This window comes from Streptomyces asoensis (assembly GCF_016860545.1).
GTDB lineage: Bacteria > Actinomycetota > Actinomycetes > Streptomycetales > Streptomycetaceae > Streptomyces > Streptomyces asoensis.
Map to the genome: position 1 here is coordinate 1,979,751 of NZ_BNEB01000005.1, position 20,577 is coordinate 2,000,327.

The following is a 20,577-nucleotide window of genomic DNA, read 5'->3' on the forward strand; positions in this document are numbered from 1 at the left end:
TCCATGCAGGTCTGGCCTGGAGAGGCGTACCCCCTCGGTGCCACGTACGACGGCGCCGGCACCAACTTCGCGGTCTTCACGGAGGCCGCGGACCGAGTAGAGCTGTGTCTGCTGCACGACGACGGCTCGGAGACGGCGGTGGAACTGCGCGAGAGCGACGCGTTCGTCCGGCACGCGTACCTGCCGGGCATCATGCCCGGCCAGCGCTACGGATTCCGCGTGCACGGCCCCTACGACCCCGCGCGCGGGCAGCGCTGCAACTCCGCGAAGCTGCTGCTCGACCCCTATGCGAAGGCGATCAGCGGTGCGGTCGGGTGGGGCGAGGAGGTGTACGGCTACCACTTCGACGCACCCGAACGGCGCAACGACCTCGACTCGGCTCCCCACACGATGACCTCGGTCGTGGTGAACCCCTACTTCGACTGGGGCGACGACCGCAGGCCGCGCACCGAGTACCACCACACGGTGATCTACGAGGCGCATGTGAAGGGCCTCACGATGCGCCATCCGGGGCTGCCCGAGGAGCTGCGCGGCACCTACGCGGCCCTGGCGCATCCGGCGATCATCGAGCATCTGACCGAGCTCGGGGTGACGGCCCTGGAGCTGATGCCGGTGCACCAGTTCGTCAACGACCACCGGCTGGTCGACATGGGCCTGAACAACTACTGGGGCTACAACACGATCGGGTTCTTCGCCCCGCACAACGCCTACGCGTCCTGGGGCGACCGGGGCCAGCAGGTCCTGGAGTTCAAGTCGGCGGTGCGGGCGCTGCACGAGGCGGGCATCGAGGTCATCCTCGACGTGGTCTACAACCACACCGCCGAGGGCAACCACCTGGGCCCGACGCTGTCCTTCAAGGGGATCGACAACCAGTCGTACTACCGGCTGACGGACGATCCCCGCTACTACATGGACACCACGGGCACCGGCAACTCGCTGCTCATGCGGTCCCCGCACGTCCTCCAGATGATCATGGACTCGCTGCGGTACTGGGTGCTGGAGATGCACGTCGACGGGTTCCGGTTCGACCTCGCGGCGACCCTGGCCCGTCAGTTCCACGAGGTGGACCGGCTGTCGTCGTTCTTCGACCTGGTCCAGCAGGACCCGGTGGTCTCCCAGGTGAAGCTGATCGCGGAGCCGTGGGACGTCGGCGAGGGCGGCTACCAGGTGGGGAACTTCCCGCCCCTGTGGACCGAGTGGAACGGCAAGTACCGCGACACCGTGCGGGACGTCTGGCGCGGCGAGGCGCAGGCGGTCGGCGAGTTCGCCTCCCGTCTGACCGGCTCCTCCGACCTCTACCAGGACGACGGGCGGCGTCCGCTGGCCTCCATCAACTTCGTCACCTGCCACGACGGCTTCACCCTGCACGACCTGGTCTCCTACAACGACAAGCACAACGAGGCCAACGGGGAGGACAACCGGGACGGCGAGAGCCACAACCGGTCCTGGAACTGCGGCGCGGAGGGCGAGACCGACGATCCGGAGGTGCTCTCGCTGCGGGCCCGCCAGATGCGCAACTTCGTCGCCACGCTGATGCTGTCCCAGGGCGTGCCCATGATCAGCCACGGGGACGAGTTCGGACGCACCCAGCAGGGCAACAACAACGCCTACTGCCAGGACAGCGAGCTGGCGTGGGTCCAGTGGCCCGAGGACGGCAGCGAGCTGCTGGACTTCACGCGCGCGCTGGTGTGGCTGCGCAAGGAGCACCCGGTCTTCCGGCGTCGCCGCTTCTTCCACGGCCGGCCGGTGGAGGGCACGCACGGCGAGCTGTCGGACATCGCCTGGTTCACGCCCGAGGGGGCGCAGATGGCGCCGCGCGACTGGGACCGGGCGCAGGCGTCCGCGCTGTCGGTGTTCCTCAACGGCAACGCGATCTCCGAGCCGGGCGCGCGCGGCGAGCGGATCACCGACGACTCCTTCCTGCTGATGTTCAACGCCTCGGCCGATCCGCTCGAGTTCGTGGTGCCGGCCGACCTCGGCCGGCAGTGGCAGGTGGTCGTGGACACCGCGGACCCGTCGGTGGCGGGCACGGACACCAAGGTGCTGGCCGGGGACCGGATCACCCTGGTGGACCGCAGCATGACGGTGTTGCAGCGGCCGACCTGAGCGGCCGGTGCGGGGTTCCGGCGGTGAGGCCGGCGCCCCGCACCGCGGGCGGTGTGACACGAAAGGCGGCCGGAGGGGTACGTAGGGTGTCATGACCCCTGAGCGACGTGACGCCCGCGTTCCCGTGCCGCCGACGGCGACCTACCGGTTGCAGCTCCAGCCGCGGTTCCCGTTCCGGGCCGCGGCGGACGCCGTGCCCTACCTCGCCTCGCTGGGCGTCTCGCACCTGCACCTCTCCCCCGTCCTGGAGGCCGTACCGGGCTCCCTGCACGGCTACGACGTCGTGGACCCCACGCGCGTGCGGGCGGAGCTGGGCGGTGAGGAGGGGCTGCGGGCCCTGTCGCGCACCGCCCGCGAGCACGGGCTCGGGCTGGTCGTGGACATCGTGCCGAACCACATGGCGATGGCCCCGCGTCACAACCGCGCCCTGTGGGAGGTGCTGCGGGAGGGCCCGCGGTCGCCGTACGCCCGCTGGTTCGACATCGACTGGGAGGCGCGGGGCGGACAGGTGCTGCTGCCGGTGCTCGGCGGTCCCCTCGGCGCGGAGCTGGAGCACCTGCGGGTGGACGGCGACGTCCTGCGCTACCACGACCACGTCTTCCCGCTGCGCGAGGGGACCGGGGAGCTGCCGCTGCTGCGGCTGCTGGACGCCCAGTGGTACCGGCCGGTGTGGTGGCGGCTGGCCCGCACCGAGCTGAACTACCGGCGCTTCTTCAGCATCTCCGAGCTGATCGGGGTGCGGGTGGAGGACCCGGAGGTGTTCGAGGCCACCCACGGCACGGTCCTGCGCCTGCTGCACGAGGGCGTGGTCGACGGGCTGCGCGTGGATCACCCGGACGGCCTCGCCGACCCGGACGCCTACCTGGACCGGCTGCACACCGCGAGCGGCGGCCGCTGGACGGTGGTGGAGAAGATCCTGGCGGACGGCGAGCGGCTGCCGCACTCATGGCCCGTGGCGGGCACCACCGGCTACGACGCCCTGCGCCACGTCGACGGACTCTTCACGGACCCGGCGGGAGCCGCTGAGCTGCTGACCCTCTACCGGCGCTTCGCGGCCCCGCAGACGGACCGGGGCGGCGACTGGGCGGCGACGGTGCGGCGCGCGGCGTACGGGGTGCTCGCGCACGAGCTGGCGGCCGAGACGGACCGGCTGACACGGGTGGCGGCCCGGGTCTGTGCGGCGTCGGACGACCCCGGGCTGCGCGACCGGGCCCCCTGGGCCCTGCGGACGGCCCTGCGGGAGCTGCTCGTGCGCATGGAGGTGTACCGGCCGTACACCTCGGGCGACCCGGCCCTGATCGTCACCGAGGAGGCGGCGGCCGGGGCGCGGGAGGCGTTCGCGGTGCCGGAGGAGGCGGGCGCCGTCGACGTGGTGCGGGGACTGGTGCTGGGCGGGGAGGGCGCGGCGGGGGCGGAGTTCCGGGCGCGGTTCGCGCAGACGTCGTCGGCGCTGCGCGCCAAGTCGGTCGAGGACACGGCGTTCTACCGGTACACCCCGCTGCTGGCGGCGAACGAGGTGGGCGGCGACCCGGGTGTCCCGGGCGTGTCCCCGGCCGGTTTCCACGCCTACTGCGCGCGCGTGCAGCGCGACTGGCCCCTCGGCGGGACGGTGGTGTCGACGCACGACACCAAGCGCAGCGCCGACGTGCGCGCCGCCCTCGCCGTGCTCACCGAGTGCCCGCAGCGCTGGGCGGACGTCCTGGAGAAGGTCACGCACGCCGAGGAGGGCGGGCCGGACGGACAGCTGGCCTGGGCGGCCTGGCAGACGGTCTTCGGACTCGGCCCGGCGCGACCGGAGCGGGTCCGCGAGGCGGTGCTCAAGCACGCGCGCGAGGCGGGGCTGTACACGAGCTGGACGGAGCAGGAGCCGCCGTACGAGGAGGCGGTGGCCGCGTTCGTGACGGCGGGTCCGTGCGGGGTGCCGGGCGAGCGGGTGGCCGCGCTGCGCGGCGAGCTGGAGCCGTACATCCGCGCGAACGTCCTCGGCACGGCGCTGGTGCACCTGACGATGCCGGGGGTGCCGGACGTCTACCAGGGCACGGAGGGCGAGTACCGGGCGCTGGTCGACCCGGACAACCGGCGTCCGGTGGGTTTCCCTCCGGAGTCTCCCGGCGAGAAGGACGCGGTGACCTCGGCGGCGCTGCGGCTGCGCCGGCGGCTTCCGGAGGTCTTCGGGGCGTCGGCGACGTACGAGCCGCTGGCCGCCGAGGGGTCGGCCGCGGACCACTGCACGGCGTTCGTCCGCTCGGGCCGGGTGGTGACGGCCGTGACGCGGCTGCCGCTGCGGCTGGCGGAGGCGGGCGGCTGGCGCGGCACCCGGCTCGCGCTGCCGCCGGGGACCTGGACCGACGCGCTGGCGCCCGGGCGGACGTTCGCGGGGCAGGCGGACGTGGCGGAGCTGTTCGAGCGGCTGCCGGTGGCGCTGCTGGAGCGGGTGGGGTGACGGCGTGACGGTGGTCGCCCGGCGGGCGGCGGCCGGCGCGGGGACGGCGTGCGCGCACCGTTAACTCTTACGGGTGATTTCCGCCTCGCCGGGCGGGAGCGAGCGCGCGCGGAACGTCCGTACCCAGGGCCGGCGTACGCGTCCGAGCGCCCCCCGCGGGCGCCCCGCAGGCGTCCTTGACAGTTGCCGGAGACCATGGGGTACTGCGGGTGCGAAGGCCGGGCGGACCGATACGGGGGTGAGTCTCCTGCCGGAGCTGCGCTACCCCACGGTGACCGAACTGATCTCTTCCGCACGGGCGCTGGCCGCGTACCGACCCGGTCTGTGCGTCCTGCGCCAGGTGGGGGTCTCCCGTGCGGGCCGGCCGCTGAACCTGCTCTCCGTGGGACGCGCCCGGCGTGCCGTGCTCGTCGTCGCGGGCGCCCACGCCAATGAGCCGACCGGTGGCTCCACGCTGCTGGCGCTGGCCGAACGGGTGGTCCAGGAGCGTGAGCTGAGGGACGGGACGTCCTGGCACTTCCTGCTGTGCGCGGACCCCGACGGGGCGAGCCTGCACGTGACCCCCGCTCCGCGCAGTCTGCTGGAGTACCACCTCGGCTTCTTCCGGCCCGCCGGTCCCGAGCAGCCCGAGTGGTCCCCCGCCGTGCTGCCGCCGGACCGGCTGCCGCCCGAGACACGGGCGCTGACCCGGGTCATCGACGAACTGCGGCCCTACCTCCAGGTCACCCTGCACGGCACCGACCTGGGCGGCAGCTGGGTGCAGCTGACCAAGGACATCCCGGGTCTGGCCGAGCCGTTCGCCAAGTCCGCGGCGCAGCTGCACATCCCGGTGGAGACCGGCGCCTCCGACGCGGCGGGCTGGCCCGCCTCGGGTCCCGGCGTGCACGTGATGCCGGCGGCCGGCGCGGAGGCGGCGTACCCGAGCATGCCCGACGACGCACGGCACAGCACCTGGTACCACGCGCACCGCTACGGCGGTCTGACGGCGGTGGTGGAGGTGCCGATGTGGGCGAGCGACATGGTGGACGACCCGGCCCAGCACCCCGCTCCGGCGGCGGCGATACGGCGGCTCGCGCGGCGGCTGCTGCGGGACACGACCGAGGTGGAGCGGGTGCTCGTCGAGGCCCTGCCGCGTCTGGAGGGCGTCGACGGGCCCCTGCTGCGGGCGGCGAAGTGGGCGCTGGAGCTGGTGCCGGGGCTGGCCGCGGACTGGACGGACACCCCGCCCGCCGACACGACGATGGCGTACGTCGGCAGCGTGGACGCCTTCGCGCGCCGGCTGCCCCTGCGCGCGGCCGCGATGCTGTGGCGGGTCCTCCAGGAGTGCGACGACCACGCCGCCCCGCGTCTGGAACACCTCGTCGAGACCTGGAGCGACGCCTTCGCCTACCGCTTCCGGGCCCGTTGGGTGCCCCTGGAGCACCAGGTCGAGCACCAGTCCCGCACGGTCGTCGCGGCGGCCCTGCACGCGCGCGAACGGGCCGCGTGACGCGCGAAGACCCGGGCACGCGCGTGTGGCGCGGTCCGGATCGCAGAGCTGCGGGCGGCCGGGGCGGGGCGGCCCGGGGCACGCGGGCGTGCGCGGGGCCGCCCCGTACGGGTCAGACCTCGGGGACCTCCTGGTCGTCCAGGGCGAAGACGGCCCCCGTGAGCGCCTCCCGCTCGCAGTCGTTGCTGAAGGTGTGCCGGTAGTCGACCGGGCGGCCGTTCCACTCGCCCTGCGCGCGGACGGTCACCGGCGCGTAGACGAGGGCGCAGACGCGGCCGCTGTCGCCGTGCAGGGCGCCCACGTCGCCGTCCGCCCGCGTCAGGACGTCGCAGGCCTCCGCGGCACGGGAGTGACCCTGGGGCGGGTCGCACAGGAGCAGGGTGCCGCGGGTGTCGCTGGAGCGGGCGTCACCGCGGGTGACGGTGAGCTGGAGCCAGTTGCCGGACAGGCCGTCGCGGGAGACCGCCTGTGCCGGAGCGGCGCCGGCGGCGAGGAGGAGGGCGGCCGCGGCCGGGAGCGCGCGCCGTACGGCTTTCGCCGACCGGAGACAGGTGAGGAAGTAGGTCATTCCCGATGCATCGGCACGGCCGGGTGTGAACCCCAGTCCGACTCACCCGAACGGGCACGGGCGGGTTCCGCCGGTGCCCGGCCCGCCAGCTCGAACGCGGCGAGCACGATCCGCGCCTGGTACTCCGCCTGGCGCGCGACGGGGATCCAGCGGGCCCCGCACTCGTCCTGGTACCCGGCGCACCACGCGTCGATGAGCCCGTCCAGCTCCGGCAGCGCGCCGGCCGGGTCGCGTCCGGAGCCGGCGACGAGCTGGTGGAGCAGTCCCGCCGTCCGGACCGCGATCCGGCGCCCGGCGATGCGCAGGGCGGTCAGATGGGCGGTGCTGAGCGGCGGGAGCGGGCGGCGGGGGTCGGCGGTGGCGGGGTCCCAGGCGTCCGCGAGGGCGGGGCAGACGAGCAGATGGTCGCCGACCGGAGCGAGCAGCCGGGCCGCTTCCGCGGTGGCGGCGAGGTGCGGCCGCACCCGGGTGAGGATACGTTCCAGCAACTGTGCGTCATGGCGCAGGGCACCGCTCACGGCCCGCAGGACGGCGTCCCGGTCGGCGGGCCGGGAGTCGTCCTCCGCGGCGGCGACCCCCCACATGGGCGCCTCGACGACCGCGGTGACCGTGCCGTAGCGGTGCGGGTGGTACCAGGTCGACTCGACCGCCGCCTCGGTGATGGCGGCGGCCAGGTCGCCCGGGCGCGGCGGCGGGATCCGGTAGACGGCGGGTCCCAGGCGGGGCCAGTGCAGGGTGTCGAACGGGCCGAGCTCACGGGGGATCCCGAGGCGGGCGGCGGTGTGGGCGACCCGGCGGGAGAGTCCGGGCAGGTCGCGGGTGAGCTCCACGAAGGCGCCGCCGACGTCGACCCCGTGCAGCGAGCACTGGAGGAAGGGCCGCAGTTCGTCCTGGAGGCGCAGCAGCGCACGCGTCTCGGGCAGCGCGGCGCGGGCCGCGCCGTCGGGCAGCCACTCGGGCTGCTCCAGGAACCCCGGCCGGAAGAAGTGCCGGAAGTAGCGGCCGAGGGTGTACGGGCCGGTCAGCCAGCCCTCGTTGCGGCGCAGACCGTCCGGGTCGAGGCAGAGCAGCAGGTTCCAGGTGGCGTCGGCGCCGACGGTGAGCCGCGGGTCGGCGAGGACCCGTTCGGCGAGCCGCAGCACCGTGGCACCTCCGACGGGCTCGTTGGCGTGCGGTCCGGCGACGACGAGGACCTGCCGCGCCCCGCGGCCCAAGGACAGCAGCCACAGGGGTGAGCCCGCGCGGGAGACCCCGACGCGGCGCAGCCTGGCGTCCCCGGAACCACGGACGGCGAGCACGGCCGCGCGGGCGGCGACCTCGTCCACGGTCGGGTAGCGGAGGAGTGGCGGCAGGGCACACCTCCACGGGGCGGCGCCGTCGTTTACCGGGCGTGTCTGGTGTACGCACAGTGAGTCATGGGCCGGGGGTACGTCAACACCGCCGCGCGCACGCGGACTTGGCCGGGCCGCACGAGCCGGGCGGGCGGCGGAGGGGCGACGTGCGGACGGGCGGGCGGGTCAGTTCGTCGAGAGGCGGAAGGCCATCCGGCCGAAGGCGACCTGGTCGCCCTCGCGCACCACGGCCGCGCCGATCACCCGGCGCCCGTTGACGGTGGTGCCGTTGGTCGAGCCGAGGTCGCGCAGGATCCACATCCCGCCCTGGCGGGCGAGCTCGGCGTGGACCCTCGAGACGCTCTCGTGGGTCAGTCGCAGACCGCTGGCGGGATCGCGGCCGATGCGCAGCGCGTGGCGGGTGCCGGGATGCGGCAGCAGCAGCTTGGGCAGCCGCTCGGCCTGCCAGGCCCTGCGCACCCGGACGGTGAAGCCGGAGACGGCCTCGACGGTGCCGAAGACGACCCGGGAGAACCGGTTCTCCCGGGGCAGGTCGGCGGTCAGGACGGCGAGCTCGTCCGAGCGGCGGGCGACGAGCGCCAGCTCCATGCGCCGGATGAACGTGTCGTGCGACAGGCGCCCCATGGCGACGCCGTCACGCAGCACCTTCAGCGCCCGGTCGCGCTCCACGTCGGACAGCCGCGCGGGGTACGTGTTGAACTCGAAGGACGACGTCACGGTGGTGATTGTCGGTCAGCGCGCCCCGGGTGTCCAGAAGACTCGGAAACGCCCGGCCCACACGCGTGCGGCCAATGGGAGTGTTCCAAAAGCGGATTGACCTCCCGTGCAGCACGATGGAGGGGACGGGCAACATCACGGTGGGCAGACGAAGGGGAACCGTCCGTGCAGTTCGAGGTGTGGGCACCGCAGGCCGAACGTGTGACGCTCCGGTGCGACCGGACCACGCGCGCGCTGGAGCGCGATCCGGAGCGGGCGGGGTGGTGGACCGGCGAGGCGGAAGCCGCCGACGGCTCGCGGTACGGGTTCGCGGTGGACGACGGACCGGTCCGCCCGGACCCCCGCTCGCGCCGTCAGCCGGACGGGCCGGACGGGCTGAGCGCGGTCGTCGACCACGCGCGGTACGAGTGGCGCACGCGGTGGTCCGGCCGGCCGCTGCCGGGCGCGGTCCTCTACGAGCTGCATGTGGGCACGTACACCCCCGAGGGCACGCTGGACGCGGCCGCGCAACGCCTCGGGCATCTCGCCGAACTGGGCGTGACGCACGTCGAGTTGATGCCGCTGTGCGCGTTCCCGGGCCGGCACGGCTGGGGGTACGACGGGGTGGCGCCCTGGGCGGTGCACGAGCCGTACGGCGGCCCCGAGGCCCTGAAGAGGTTCGTCGACCGGGCCCACGAGCTGGGGCTGGGCGTCGTCCTGGACGTGGTGCACAACCACCTGGGCCCGTCGGGCAACTACCTGCCCGTGTTCGGCCCGTACTTCACGGAGACGCACCACACGCCGTGGGGCGCCGCCATCAACCTGGACGCGCCCGGCTCGGACGAGGTGCGCGCCTACCTCGTGGGCAGCGCGCTGGCCTGGCTGCGCGACTACCGGCTCGACGGGCTGCGGCTCGACGCCGTGCACGCGCTGGCGGACACGCGCGCGTGCCACTTCCTGGAGGAACTGTCCGCGGCGGTGGACGCCCTGGCCGCCGACACCGGCCGGCCGCTGTTCCTGATCGCCGAGTCGGACCTGAACGACCCGCGGCTGATCACCCCGCGCCGCGACGGCGGCCTGGGGCTGCACGCCCAGTGGAACGACGACTTCCACCACGCCCTGCACACCGCGCTCACCGGGGAGTCCCAGGGCTACTACGCCGACTTCGCTCGCGCCCCGTTCGCCGCCCTCGCCAAGACCCTGACCGGCGGCTTCTTCCACGACGGCACGTACTCCGGCTTCCGGGGCCGGGGCCACGGCCGCCCGCTGGACCGGGCCCGCCTGCCCGCGCACCGGCTCCTCGGGTACTCCCAGACCCACGACCAGATCGGCAACCGCGCCCAGGGCGACCGCCTGTCGGCGTCCCTCTCCCCCGGGCTGCTGGCGTGCGCGGCCGCGCTGACGCTGACCGCCCCGTTCACGCCGATGCTGTTCATGGGCGAGGAGTGGGCCGCGGGCACGCCCTGGCAGTACTTCACCGACCATACCGACCCCGAACTCGCCGAGGCCGTACGGCGGGGCAGGCGACGGGAGTTCGCGGCGCACGGCTGGGCCGAGGAGGACGTGCCCGACCCGCAGGACCCGGCGACGCGCGAGCGGTCGTGCCTCGACTGGTCGGAGCCGGAGCGCGAGCCCCACGCGCGCGTGCTGGCCTGGTACCGCGAGCTGATCGCGCTGCGGCACACGACCGCGGACCTCACCGATCCCGACCTGGCCGACATCAAGATCGCCCATGACCCGGAGGCGCGCTGGCTGGCGTTCCGGCGCGGGGACGTCCGGGTGGCCGTGAACCTCGGCAAGGAGACGGCCGCGATCCCCCTCGGCCCGCGCCCGGCCCGCGTGCTCGCCACCTGGGAGCCGGTGGACGTACCGGGCCGGGACGGACTGCTGCACGTCCCCGGCGAGTCCTGCGTGGTGCTGGAGCAGCAGTGAGGGAGTGCCGGTGCGGGGGTGCCGGTGCGCGGGCTCAGGTGAAGGGGGCGCCGGCGCGGGGGTGCCGGTGACGGGGGCTCACACCTTCTCGTCCGGTCCGTCCTCGCCCTCCTCGCGGAACTCGGTGACCCGTTCGAGCAGGATCGCCTCCCAGGCCCGTCCCAGCCGGGTCCGGGGCAGGGCGAGCGCTTCGGCGTCCCGGGGTCCGGCCGTCCGCGCGTCGAGACCTTCCGCGAGCCGCAGGACGGTGTCGCAGCGGGCCAGCCACAGACCGCGCAGACAGGGGCGGGCTCCGTAACCGGCGAGGGTGGCGGCGCGGACGGCGGCGCCGGATCCGACGGCGAGGGCGAGCCCGGCGATGTCCTCGGCCGGGTCCCCGAGGACCGCGCCGGTCCAGTCGAGGACGCCGCGCACCCGGCCGTCGGCGCTCACCACGAGATGCTCGCCGCGCAGCGCGTGGTGGACCAGGACGGCGCTGCCGGGCTGGGCGGCGAGCTGGGCCGCGCCGGGCGGGGTCAGCTGGTGGAGGCGGGTGGGGTCGAACTCGTCGGCGCGGGCGAGTCGTTCGGCGACGGCGACGGCCATCCGGCGCAGCGCCTCCAGGGAGCGGGGGGCGACGCGGGGCACGCCGAGCGTCTCGGCCTGCCGGGGCGGCACCTCGCGCAGTCCGCGCAGCAGTCCGGCGAGGTCGGCCTCGCCGACGGCGGACACGTCGTGTTCCTCGGCGGTGCCGCCGGGCAGCTTGGTGTCGAGGGTGTACACCAGTCCGGGCGACCACTCACCGTGCGCGACGCTGGTGGGCACGGCGACCGGGACGTGCGGGCGGACGAGGTCGCGCAGCCGCAGTTCGCGGGCCCGCCGCAGGGTCGTCTCGCGGTCGGTGGCGAGGCGCAGCACGTGGCGGGCGCCGACCCACCAGGTCGCGGGCGTGCCGCCCGGGGCGACGGGCCGGACCTCCGGCCCCGGGCCGCCCGCCGTGCCGCCCTCCTCGAGGAGGGCGCGGACCAGCCGGCGGACGGTGTCCGCGGTGGGTGTCGGTGCCTGGGTCATGGTCGCGTCGTCGCCGTTCGGATGGGTGCCGGGACTCCTGAGAGGTGGGTCAGCCCACGATGACCAGCTCGCGGGTGGTGTCGTTGAGCCGGCGGCCGCCGTCCTCGGTGACGGTGACGATGTCCTCGATGCGCACGCCGAACCGGTCGGGCAGGTACACGCCGGGCTCCACGGAGAAGCACATGCCGGGCTCCAGGGGCCGCTCCTCGCCCTCGATCATGTACGGCGGCTCGTGGGTGGTGACGCCGATGCCGTGGCCGGTGCGGTGGATGAAGTACTCGCCGTACCCGGCGTCGGTGATCACCGCGCGGGCCGCCCGGTCGACCTCCTGGCACTCGACGCCGGGCCGGACCGCCCTGAAACCGGCCTCCTGGGCCTCGCGCACGAGGTCGTGGACCCGGCGCTCCTCCTCGGTGGGTTCCCCGACGTGCACGGTCCGGGAGGTGTCCGAGCCGTAGCCGTCCTTGAGGCCGCCGAAGTCCAGGACGACCATGTCACCGTCCCTGATGACCCGGTCGCCGACCTCGTGGTGCGGGTTCGCGCCGTTGGGCCCGGAGGCGACGATGGTGAAGTCGACCTGGGAGTGCCCGAAGCGGCGCAGCAGGTCGGCGAGGTCGGCGCCGACCTCCTTCTCCCGGCGTCCGCCGAAGGGGACCCGGCGGATCTCCTCGAAGGCGGCGTCGGCGGCCGCTCCGGCCGCCGCCATCAGCTCCAGCTCCGCCGCGTCCTTGACGGCCCGCAGCATCGGCAGGGCGTCCGTGAGGGAGGCGTACGAGGTGGCGGGCAGGGCCCGCTGGAGGGCGAGGAGGTGCATCGCCCAGGCGCCGTCGCTGATCCCGAACCGGCCGTCCGTGTCGAGGAGGGCGGCGGTGGCGGCGTAGGGGTCCTTGCCGTCGGTCCAGTCCCGCAGGGTGAGCGCGGAGGCGCCGGCCGCCTTCGCGGCGTCGGGGGCCTCCAGCGTCGGCACCACCAGGACGGGGTCCCGGCCGGGGGCGAGGACGAGCATCGTGAGCCGCTCGGTGACGGCGGTGGGCGCGTAGCCGGTGAGCCATACGAGGTCGGGTCCCGGCGCCACGAGCAGTCCGGCGAGTCCGGCGTCGGCGGCCTCCCGCGCGGCCCGCTGCATACGGGCCCGGTAGTCGTCGGCGGTGAAGGGCGCGGGGGCGGTGCCGGTCATCCGGGCCTCCCAGAATGGACGTGGCGACTGACGTGTGACGGACGTGACGGACGTGGAGACGCCCACGAGCAGCATCCTGCCCGCACGGAGGGGGTCGCGCGAGCCGGTTGACGATGTTACGCACGGGCGAACACCCCCGGGACGGGTCCGGCCCGGGGTTCGGGCGCCGCCCCGGGCCGTCACCGGGGTCGGCTTTGGTGCGGCGCCCCAGGCCGTCACTGGGCCACCCCGGCCGCCCCCGGACGTCAGCCGTGGGGGGCGGGCGTCAGCCGCGCGGCGGCGGCAGCCGAGGGGCGGGGCGCCGGTCAGGTCGGGGGTACGGGGCACGCCGAACGTTCCGGTACGAGGGGAAGGGCCCCTGGGGGGTCACGGGTGGGCGTCGGCAGGCCGCGCGGGCGACCACGCGGCAGTGGGCCTGCGGACGACGCCGACGGACGGGCGCCGGCGGGCCGGGGCGGTCACGCCCACGGTGGGTCGCGGCGGGCGGCGCCGTTGGGGGGCGGTCAGGTGACGACGCCTGGGAGCGCCGTCAATGCGGCTTCCCGGCCGTCTCGGTGACGTACCGTCAGTTCGATCGCTCGTCCCGGTCGGGCCTCGTCGACCGCTCGTGCGAGGTCGGTCGCCGAGCGGATCCGGTGGCCGCCGAACGTGAGCAGCACGTCGCCTCGGACCAGACCCGCCCGGTAGCCGGGGCCGGGTACGTGCACCGCGACGATCCTGGCGCCCGGCCCTTCGGCGTCCACCGCCTCCAGGCCGAGGGGCGCGCCGGGCGGGCGCGGCGTCGCGGCGGAGGCCTCGGACCACCCCGGCGGGCGGGACGCGCCGGACGGCGCGGCCGGGACCGGGCGGCCCGGGGCGGGCCCGGTGCCCGAGGCGCCCGGGACCGCCTGCCGCTGGAACCCGGCCGGTGCGCTCAGGCCGAGCACGGTCGTCCCCACGGTGGCCAGTCCGACCCCGGACAGCACCAGGACGGTGCCCGCGGACACGCCGAGCAGCAGGGTCGCCAGCCGCTTGCCGCGCCGTCGCGCCGTGCGCGGGGGACGCCCCCGTGCACCGGTGTCCGGTCGGCCCCCGCCGGGCTCGGAGCCGGGCAGGGGCTTGGGTCGCAACGCTGTCTGTTCCATGGTTCGCCTCCGGCTGGTGATCTACCCGGGGGCCGGGCACACCACGAGCCACGAACGAGTGAGACTGACCCCGCGCTACCGGAGTCCGGCAGCCGACAGGTGCGGGAGGGGCGCCGCCGGGGCGAGGTCCGGCAGGAAGCCGTGGGTGCGACGGGCCAGGTAGGCCGGCTTGTAACGGTCGACCTCGCGGTGCCAGTTCAGGATGCCCGACAGCCAGTTCTGAAGGTCCTCGACATAGCGCCCCATCGCCGCGCGCGCCTCGGCGCAGAGGTCGAAGTCGTCGTAGAGCACCGGAAGTTCGTGCGCGACGATGTGCTCGAACTGCTGCATGCGCTGGGTCATCAGATCGTGGACGACACCGAGCGCGGCCGGGTAGTCGCAGCCGAAGAAGTTCTGCACGACGAGGATCGCGTTGTGCATCTCGCCCTCGTACTCGATCTCCTTCTGGTACGAGAAGACGTCGTTGGTGAGGCACGCGTAGTCCATCGCGGCGTTCTCCAGCGCGGCGACGGGGCCGCTCGTGCCGACCTCCGGCGGGACGGCCGGGCCGCGGCCCATGCGGCACAGGCTCAGCGTGAGCTCGGAGCCGAAGGTGGCGCGGCGCATCTCCAGGTAGTCGACGGGGTCGGGGACACGGTTCTGGAGCTGGTTGGACAGCTCCCACACCCAGCTCTCGGTCATCGCGTCGATCGCGGCACGCAGGGTGCGCCGCTCGTCGGCGGTCATGTCGGCGGTGGTGCGGGCCCACAGGTCTGCCAGGCCGCGTTCCATGCCGTTGACGGGGACGACGGACGCCTCCTCGCCGTCGAGGGGCATGCACGCCGAGAGGCGGGCCGTGGTCAGCCGGGCGGCGGCCAGGTCGCGGCGGTTGCCGTAGACGAGCGGGTAGTAGTCGTCCCCGTAGGTGCCCCAGGCGAGCCACTGGGCGCTGAGGTCGAGCGCCTCGGGGGTGGCGTCCGGGTCCAGGCCCGCCGAGCACAGCGGGAGGTCGAAGGCGGCGAGCTTGTCCTCGTCCCAGACGCCCTCGCGCAGGATGCCCATCCGGTGCGACCAGGCCGTCAGACGCGGGCGGCACGCCTCCAGGTGCGGGCTCAGCCTGACCTCGTAGGGCATGTGGAAGTCGGGCAGCAGCGACGGGCCGACCTTCCGGAACGGCACGTGCGCGTACGCCCGCAGCCTCCCCCGCTGCCCGGGAAGCGCCCCCGCGACGACGGCCGGGGCGAGCAGCGCGCCGAGGTCGGCGGCGGAGGTGCCGGGCCCGGTCGGCTTGCTCCAGGGTGTCCCGGACACGGCGCCCTGGTTCATGTAGCGGCTGGAGCGCAGGTGCCATTCGTGGCCGCCGGACTGCCAGTCCTGGAGGCCCTTGGCGTAGGCGGCGACCGCGAGGACCTCGCCGGGGGTGAGGCCCTTCTCCAAGGCCACCGCGGGGACTTCGGTGAAGGCGGTGTGCTCGAACTGGTGCAGGCGGGAGGTGAGGATGTCGTTGACGGTGTCGGCGGCCTCCTGGGTGGTGCAGCCGAAGAACGTCTCCAGGACGAGCACGCCGTTGCTGTTCTCGCCCTCGTCCTCGACCTCGCGCTGGTAGGAGAACAGGTCGTTGCGCAGGTGCACGGCGTCGGAGAAGGTCTCCATCAGCACCCGCAGCGGCCGCGAGCCCGCGACGGCGGCCGGGACCTCGGCGGTCGCGTACTCCACGAGCCCGGCGGACCAGGGCGCGCCGCCCACCTTGCGCCGCATCTCGATGTACTCGACGGGGTTGGCGATCCGCCCTTCGTCGATGTTGGACAGTTCCCACAACGACTCGTTGAGCAGGTGCTCCGTCGCGACGGCGAAACGGCGCCGCCAGTCCTGCGACATGTGCGGGACGGTGCGCTCCCACAGGTCCTTCAGGCCGGCCTCGACCGGATTGCGCGGCTCGGGCACGGGAGTCGACAGGTCGAGCGGCATGAACAGCGGCAGCCGGTCGAGGTGGGCCTTGCCCGCCGCGCGGTCCGGGGTGCGCTTGAACATGTCGAGGAAGTGGTCGTCGAAGAAGAACACCCACACGTACCAGTCGGTGATCAGCGACAGCGCGGGGCCGTCGCAGTCGGGGTGGGTGTAGGCGCAGAGCAGGCCGTAGTCGTGCGCCTCCAGGTCGGCCTGTTCCCAGATCCCGGACCCCTCCAGCATGCCCATGTCGCGTGCCCACCGCGTCGAGTGGGTCCGCGCCTGTTCGAGGTGCGGGTTCAGGCGCGCGGGATGCGGCATGTAGAAGTGCGGGAGTTCGAACGGTTGCGTCATGGCCGGGCCCTACCCGGGGGTCGCCGGAGCCATCCGCCGGGCGACACATGATCACACCATCGCGTGAATCAGGCGCGATGCCCTGAAACCCGGCGGACCCGGCGTGCGCGCGCGTGGACCCGGTCGCTCCCGCACGGCGATCGGTCCCGCTCCGGCTTCACTCCCGTACCTGGATCAGGGCGTGTGTGCCTCCCGTCCGCCAGCGCAGGCCCTCGGCGGCCACCAGCGCGGCTTCCGTGCCGGCGTCCAGGCCGGTGATCACGTCGGACTTCAGGGTGCGCAGGGCCGCGACCGGGCCGGGGAAGTACGCGGTGACGTCGGCGAAGGGCGTGGTGGGCGGCCATCTGCTGTCGCCCACCAGACGGCGGTAGTTGAGGTCGCCCTTCACGACGGTCAGGGCGGCCTGCGCGAACTCGGCCCGCAGGTCGGCGGGCATCGCCGTACAGGGCAGCGGCGCGGCGGAGAACGGGTGGGCGCGGATCGTCAGGGTGCCCTCGGCCATGGCCGTCCACAGCCGCCGCCCGTGGTCCGCGGCGGCTCCCGGCGCTCCGGTCAGCTTGCGCAGCGCGTCGACGACGTCGGCCGTCGTGGCGTCCGAGACGTAGTAGGGGTACGGCTTCACATGGAGGACGACGCGGCCGCACCGCCCCTGGGCGAGGAGATGGGCGGCCAGCAGGAGGTCGGGGATCAGCTCGCGTCCGGAGTTGTCGGCCACCAGACACAGCGTCCGGGTGCGGGCGGTGTCGCCCGCGGGCAGCAGCGACCAGAACGTGTCGCTGTCGTCGGCGACCAGTGCCGGTACGGCGGCTCGTTCCTGCGCCTGGGCGTCGGACAGCCGGAAGCCGAGGTCGGCGCGGTTGCCCCAGAGGGATCCGTGCAGCAGGGCGCGGTCCCGTTCCCCGGCCGGGCGGGCCCCGAGGCCGTCCAGCGCGGCCAGTTCCGCGTCGGTCTCCGGTGCGTCGAGCTCGGCGAGCTTGAAGGGGCGGAACGGGTCGATGCCCCGCCAGGGCCCGGTGCCGAAGTAGCCCACGGCTTCGAGCAGTTGACGGTAGAAGTAGCTCTCCGACCACAGCCAGGGCACGTCGAACCACGAGCGGCCGACGTAGGCGTCGAGACCCCAGTCGCGCCACCGGTCCCGGTCGGGCGCCGTGTCGGGGAGGGCTTCGACGACGCCCTCGGCGCAGCTCTCCCGCAGGGCGTCCAGTCTCCGGTGGACGTCGGGACCGTAGGGGAACGCCTCGCGTACCTGCCGGATGATCGCCGGGTGCCGTTCGGCGAGCACGCTGTGGGGGAACGAGCCGGGCTCGTCGCCGAGGATCACGGGCGGCGCGGGGGTGTCGGACATGCGGATCACCGTATCCCGGGGGCCCGTCGGCGGGGCCGAGCCTCACCCGCGGCACGACCGGGCGCCGCGCCCTCACACCGCGGGCATGATCTCGCGTTCCAGCCGGGCGGCGAGGCTGAGATAGCGGGGCCGGCGGGGTACGGGCACCAGGCCGCGGATGAGGACGTGCCACATCTCGGCCATCCGGCGGGGCAGCCGGCCGGCGGGTTCCCGGGTGCGGCCGACGACGCGGGTGCCGACGAAGAAACAGACCAGGGAATGGGCCACGGCATCGATGTCGACGTCCTGATGGATGTCGGATTCCTTGAGCGCGCCGCCGAGCCGGCGGGAGATCAGGTCGGTCAGCTCGACGAAGGGGTGCGGCAGAGGCGGCCGGACCGGCACTCCGCCGGTGGCGAGCCGCAGTCCGGCCCGGGCGATCGGGCCCTCGACGGACAGCCGGGTCAGGGCGAACGTCAGGCGGATCAGTGCTTCGAGGGAGGCGTAGCCGCGGTCGTCGATCTCACCGGCGATCCGGCGGGAGGCCGAGGACTGGAGCTCCATGATGGCATGGGCGAGATCCTCCTTCGCGGCGAAGTGGAAGTAGAGGGCGCCCTTGGTCACATGGGCGTGCGCGACGATGTCACTGAGGCTCGTCGACTCGTAGCCGTGCCGGTCGAACAGGTCGGCGGCGGCCGTGATGATCGTCGTGCGGGTCTGTTCGGCGCGTAACTGCCTCGCCATCGACTGGTACTCTCCCGGGCCGGTAACGAACGGGACATGCCGTTTTTTCTCACCCCGCGTACACAATAGCTCACGGTACGGCAGTGAGGCCAAGGGGTGAAATGCGCCGACAGCCGTCATGCGCCGCCGACTTGTGGGACGTTGTCGGCCCCCTGACGGGAGCATCCCACACAGAACGTACCGGAGGCATAATCGAGACGGAAATGAAAAAGACGGGTTGCGCTGTTTCCGTTTGTCGTCGGGCCTGATACGGGGTGGCGACGGGCACGGACCCCCGTGGGCCCGCGGACCGCGGACGTGCCGTGGCGCGCCGGAGGCCGTCGGCCGGGCACCGGCCCGGTGACCGACGCGAAAACGGGCGGGCCGGCCGGTGTCCCTCGACACCGGCCGGCCCGCCCCGTTCGTCGCACGAGACGACGGCGAAACCACTCAGAAGGTCAGTTTCCAGCCGTTCAGCCTGCCGGTGTCCTGCGCCGCGGTGTCCTGTACGCGCAGCTTCCAGGTGCCGTTCGCGCTCTCGCCGGAAGCGTCCACCGTGTAGGTGGTGGTGACGTTGTCGGCGGAGTCGGAGGAACTGGCCGCCTTGAGCCGGTAGGCGGTGCCGTCGGGGGCGACCAGATCGATCACCAGGTCACCGCGGTAGGTGTGGGTGATGTCGACCCCGACCTGAAGGGCGCTCGGGGCGTTGCCCGTACGGCCGCCGACGGTGATCGGCGACTCGACGGCCGCCCCGTTGTCGGGAATCGAAAGAGCGGTCGTGCTGGCGTAGGTGGTGCCCGCCGTGGAGCCGCCGGAGCCGCTCACCGCCTGCACCGTCCGCGCGGCGTCCGCCAGACCCGCTCCGCACCCGCCGGAGCAGGCGCCGGGCAGGGCGCGGGCGTTGGCCTTGACGGCCGCCTCGATCTGGGCCGGGGTCAGCGCCGGGTTCGCCGACTTCACCAGCGCCACCAGGCCCGCGATGTGCGGGGTGGCCATGCTGGTGCCCTGGTAGTAGGCGTACGACTCGGCGGACGGCGCCTTGGTCCCGGAGTTGAGGGTGGACAGGATGCCGTTCGCGGTGCCGGTGCTGGTCTGGCCGCCGGGCGCCGAGATGTCCACGAGGGAGCCGTAGTTGGAGTAGGACGCCCGGGCGCCGGTGCGGTTGGTCGCCGCCACCGAGATGACGTTGTTGCAGTTGCCCGGCGAGTGGTTGGCGACGTTGTCGTTCTCGTTGCCGGCGGCCACCACGACGGTCGTGCCCCGGTTCACCGCGGCGGTGATCGCGGTCTGCGTCGCCGAGGTGCAGGCGCCGTCCCCGCCGAGGCTCATGTTGATGACCTTGGCGACATCGGCGTTGGCGGGCACACCGGACACCGTGCCGCCGGACGCCCAGGTGATCGCGTCGATGATGTCGGAGTCGTAGCCGCCGCACTTGCCGAGCACGCGGACCGGGGAGATCTTCGCGCCGTACGCGATGCCCGCGACGCCCTTGCCGTTGCCGGTGACGGCGGCGATGGTGCCGGCCACGTGGGTGCCGTGCCAGGAGGAGTTGGAGGCCGGGATGCCCGAACCGCACTCGTTGGCCGCGTAGTGGTCGCCCGGATCGGCCGGGTTGGCGTCGCGGCCGTCGCCGTCGACGGAGACGGCCGTGTCGGCGATGAAGTCGTAGCCGCCGACGATGTTCGCGGCGAGGTCGCTGTGGGCGACGTAACCGGTGTCGATGACGGCGACCGTGACACCCGTACCCGTCGACGTGGGCCAGGCGCCGGGGACGTTCATGCCCGCGGTGGTCTCGTAGAGGTCCCACTGCTTGGCGTACTCGGTGTCGTTCGGGTCGGCCTTCGGCTTGTTCAGCCGGTCCGGGACGACGTAGGCGACCTCCGGGTCGGCCCGGTAGCGGTCGACGACGTCGGCGACGTCCGCCGCCGAGAGGCCGTCGCCGAGACCGACGAGGGCCGCGCCGGTGCCGAGCCGTCGCCGGAAGTCGACGTCCTCACCGCTCGCCCGGCCCTTGGCGGCGGCGTCGGCCTCGGCGGCCGGGTTCGACTTCGCCTCCGCGGCGCCGGACTTGTAGCCGACGATGAGGCGCTCGGCCGGGACGCCGGGTGCCGCCTCGGTCGCGGCGGAGATCTGTGCGGTGGGGTGGGCGGAACCGGCGGGGACGGGTTCCTGGGCCGCCACGGCCGAGGCGGTCGACGCGGCGGTGAGCAGGGCCGCGGAGGACGCGGCGACGGATATCAGCTTCCGTCTCAGGGCGGGGGAGGTGCGCAAGGGGATGCCTTTCGTCACCGGCTCCGGACAGGGCGGAGCGGC

14 protein-coding genes are annotated in these 20,577 nt (G+C 74.0%); 4 read left to right on the forward strand and 10 right to left on the reverse strand.

From position 1 onward, the window contains the following. Nucleotides 1-3 precede the first annotated feature (3 nt). From glgX to Saso_RS31485, 3 genes are all read left to right on the forward strand, one after another. Nucleotides 4-2,106: a glycogen debranching protein GlgX gene (glgX, locus tag Saso_RS31475; protein ID WP_189923061.1), complete on the forward strand. Its 2,103-nt coding sequence runs from the start codon at nt 4-6 to the stop codon at nt 2,104-2,106. Nucleotides 2,107-2,197: 91 nt separating this feature from the next. Beyond that, the gene (gene treY / locus Saso_RS31480; RefSeq protein WP_189923060.1) at nt 2,198-4,549 is read left to right on the forward strand and encodes a malto-oligosyltrehalose synthase; all 2,352 of its coding nucleotides are present in this window, start codon (nt 2,198-2,200) and stop codon (nt 4,547-4,549) included. Between the two features lie 238 nt (nt 4,550-4,787). Continuing rightward, nucleotides 4,788-6,038, forward strand: a complete 1,251-nt coding sequence (locus Saso_RS31485) for a M14 family zinc carboxypeptidase (protein ID WP_189923058.1) — start codon at nt 4,788-4,790, stop codon at nt 6,036-6,038. A 112-nt stretch (nt 6,039-6,150) separates the two neighbouring features. Here Saso_RS31485 and Saso_RS31490 read toward each other — a convergent pair whose 3' ends face one another. The 3 genes from Saso_RS31490 to Saso_RS31500 all read right to left on the reverse strand — a co-directional run bounded on the left by Saso_RS31490 (nt 6,151) and on the right by Saso_RS31500 (nt 8,675). Further along, nucleotides 6,151-6,606 carry an SSI family serine proteinase inhibitor gene (locus Saso_RS31490; RefSeq protein ID WP_189923056.1) on the reverse strand — a complete coding sequence of 152 codons (456 nt, stop codon included), beginning with the start codon at nt 6,604-6,606 and terminating at the stop codon, nt 6,151-6,153. After that, nucleotides 6,603-7,931 (reverse strand): M14 family zinc carboxypeptidase, encoded by a 1,329-nt coding sequence (locus Saso_RS31495; protein ID WP_189923054.1) that lies wholly within the window; start codon nt 7,929-7,931, stop codon nt 6,603-6,605. The genes Saso_RS31490 and Saso_RS31495 overlap by 4 nt, the downstream gene beginning before the upstream one ends. A gap of 192 nt (nt 7,932-8,123) precedes the next feature. After that, on the reverse strand, nt 8,124-8,675 hold the full coding sequence (locus Saso_RS31500) for a DUF1707 and FHA domain-containing protein (RefSeq protein ID WP_189923052.1): 552 nt from the start codon (nt 8,673-8,675) through the stop codon (nt 8,124-8,126). A gap of 165 nt (nt 8,676-8,840) precedes the next feature. On the opposite strand from Saso_RS31500, the gene treZ reads away from it, so the two are divergent. Continuing rightward, nucleotides 8,841-10,586, forward strand: coding sequence for a malto-oligosyltrehalose trehalohydrolase (gene treZ, locus Saso_RS31505; RefSeq protein WP_189923050.1), 1,746 nt, complete (start codon nt 8,841-8,843; stop codon nt 10,584-10,586). A gap of 78 nt (nt 10,587-10,664) precedes the next feature. Here the strand turns inward: treZ and Saso_RS31510 are convergent, their stop codons facing one another. The 7 genes from Saso_RS31510 to Saso_RS31540 form a co-directional block, all read right to left on the reverse strand. Beyond that, nucleotides 10,665-11,636 (reverse strand): aminoglycoside phosphotransferase family protein, encoded by a 972-nt coding sequence (locus Saso_RS31510; RefSeq protein WP_189923048.1) that lies wholly within the window; start codon nt 11,634-11,636, stop codon nt 10,665-10,667. A 49-nt stretch (nt 11,637-11,685) separates the two neighbouring features. Next, nucleotides 11,686-12,813, reverse strand: a complete 1,128-nt coding sequence (locus Saso_RS31515) for an aminopeptidase P family protein (protein ID WP_189923046.1) — start codon at nt 12,811-12,813, stop codon at nt 11,686-11,688. A 503-nt stretch (nt 12,814-13,316) separates the two neighbouring features. Beyond that, a complete protein-coding gene (locus Saso_RS31520; protein WP_189923044.1) occupies nt 13,317-13,937 on the reverse strand; it encodes a PDZ domain-containing protein in 621 nt (206 codons plus the stop codon). 75 nt (nt 13,938-14,012) lie between these two features. After that, nucleotides 14,013-16,217 carry a germacradienol/geosmin synthase Cyc2 gene (gene cyc2, locus Saso_RS31525; RefSeq protein ID WP_189923042.1) on the reverse strand — a complete coding sequence of 735 codons (2,205 nt, stop codon included), beginning with the start codon at nt 16,215-16,217 and terminating at the stop codon, nt 14,013-14,015. A gap of 157 nt (nt 16,218-16,374) precedes the next feature. Next, the gene (locus Saso_RS31530; RefSeq protein ID WP_189923040.1) at nt 16,375-17,562 is read right to left on the reverse strand and encodes a damage-control phosphatase ARMT1 family protein; all 1,188 of its coding nucleotides are present in this window, start codon (nt 17,560-17,562) and stop codon (nt 16,375-16,377) included. A 72-nt stretch (nt 17,563-17,634) separates the two neighbouring features. Beyond that, entirely contained in the window at nt 17,635-18,285 is a 651-nt protein-coding gene (locus Saso_RS31535; protein ID WP_189923038.1) for a ScbR family autoregulator-binding transcription factor, read from the reverse strand. A 429-nt stretch (nt 18,286-18,714) separates the two neighbouring features. Further along, a complete protein-coding gene (locus Saso_RS31540) occupies nt 18,715-20,535 on the reverse strand; it encodes a S8 family peptidase (protein ID WP_189923036.1) in 1,821 nt (606 codons plus the stop codon). Nucleotides 20,536-20,577: the final 42 nt, after the last annotated feature.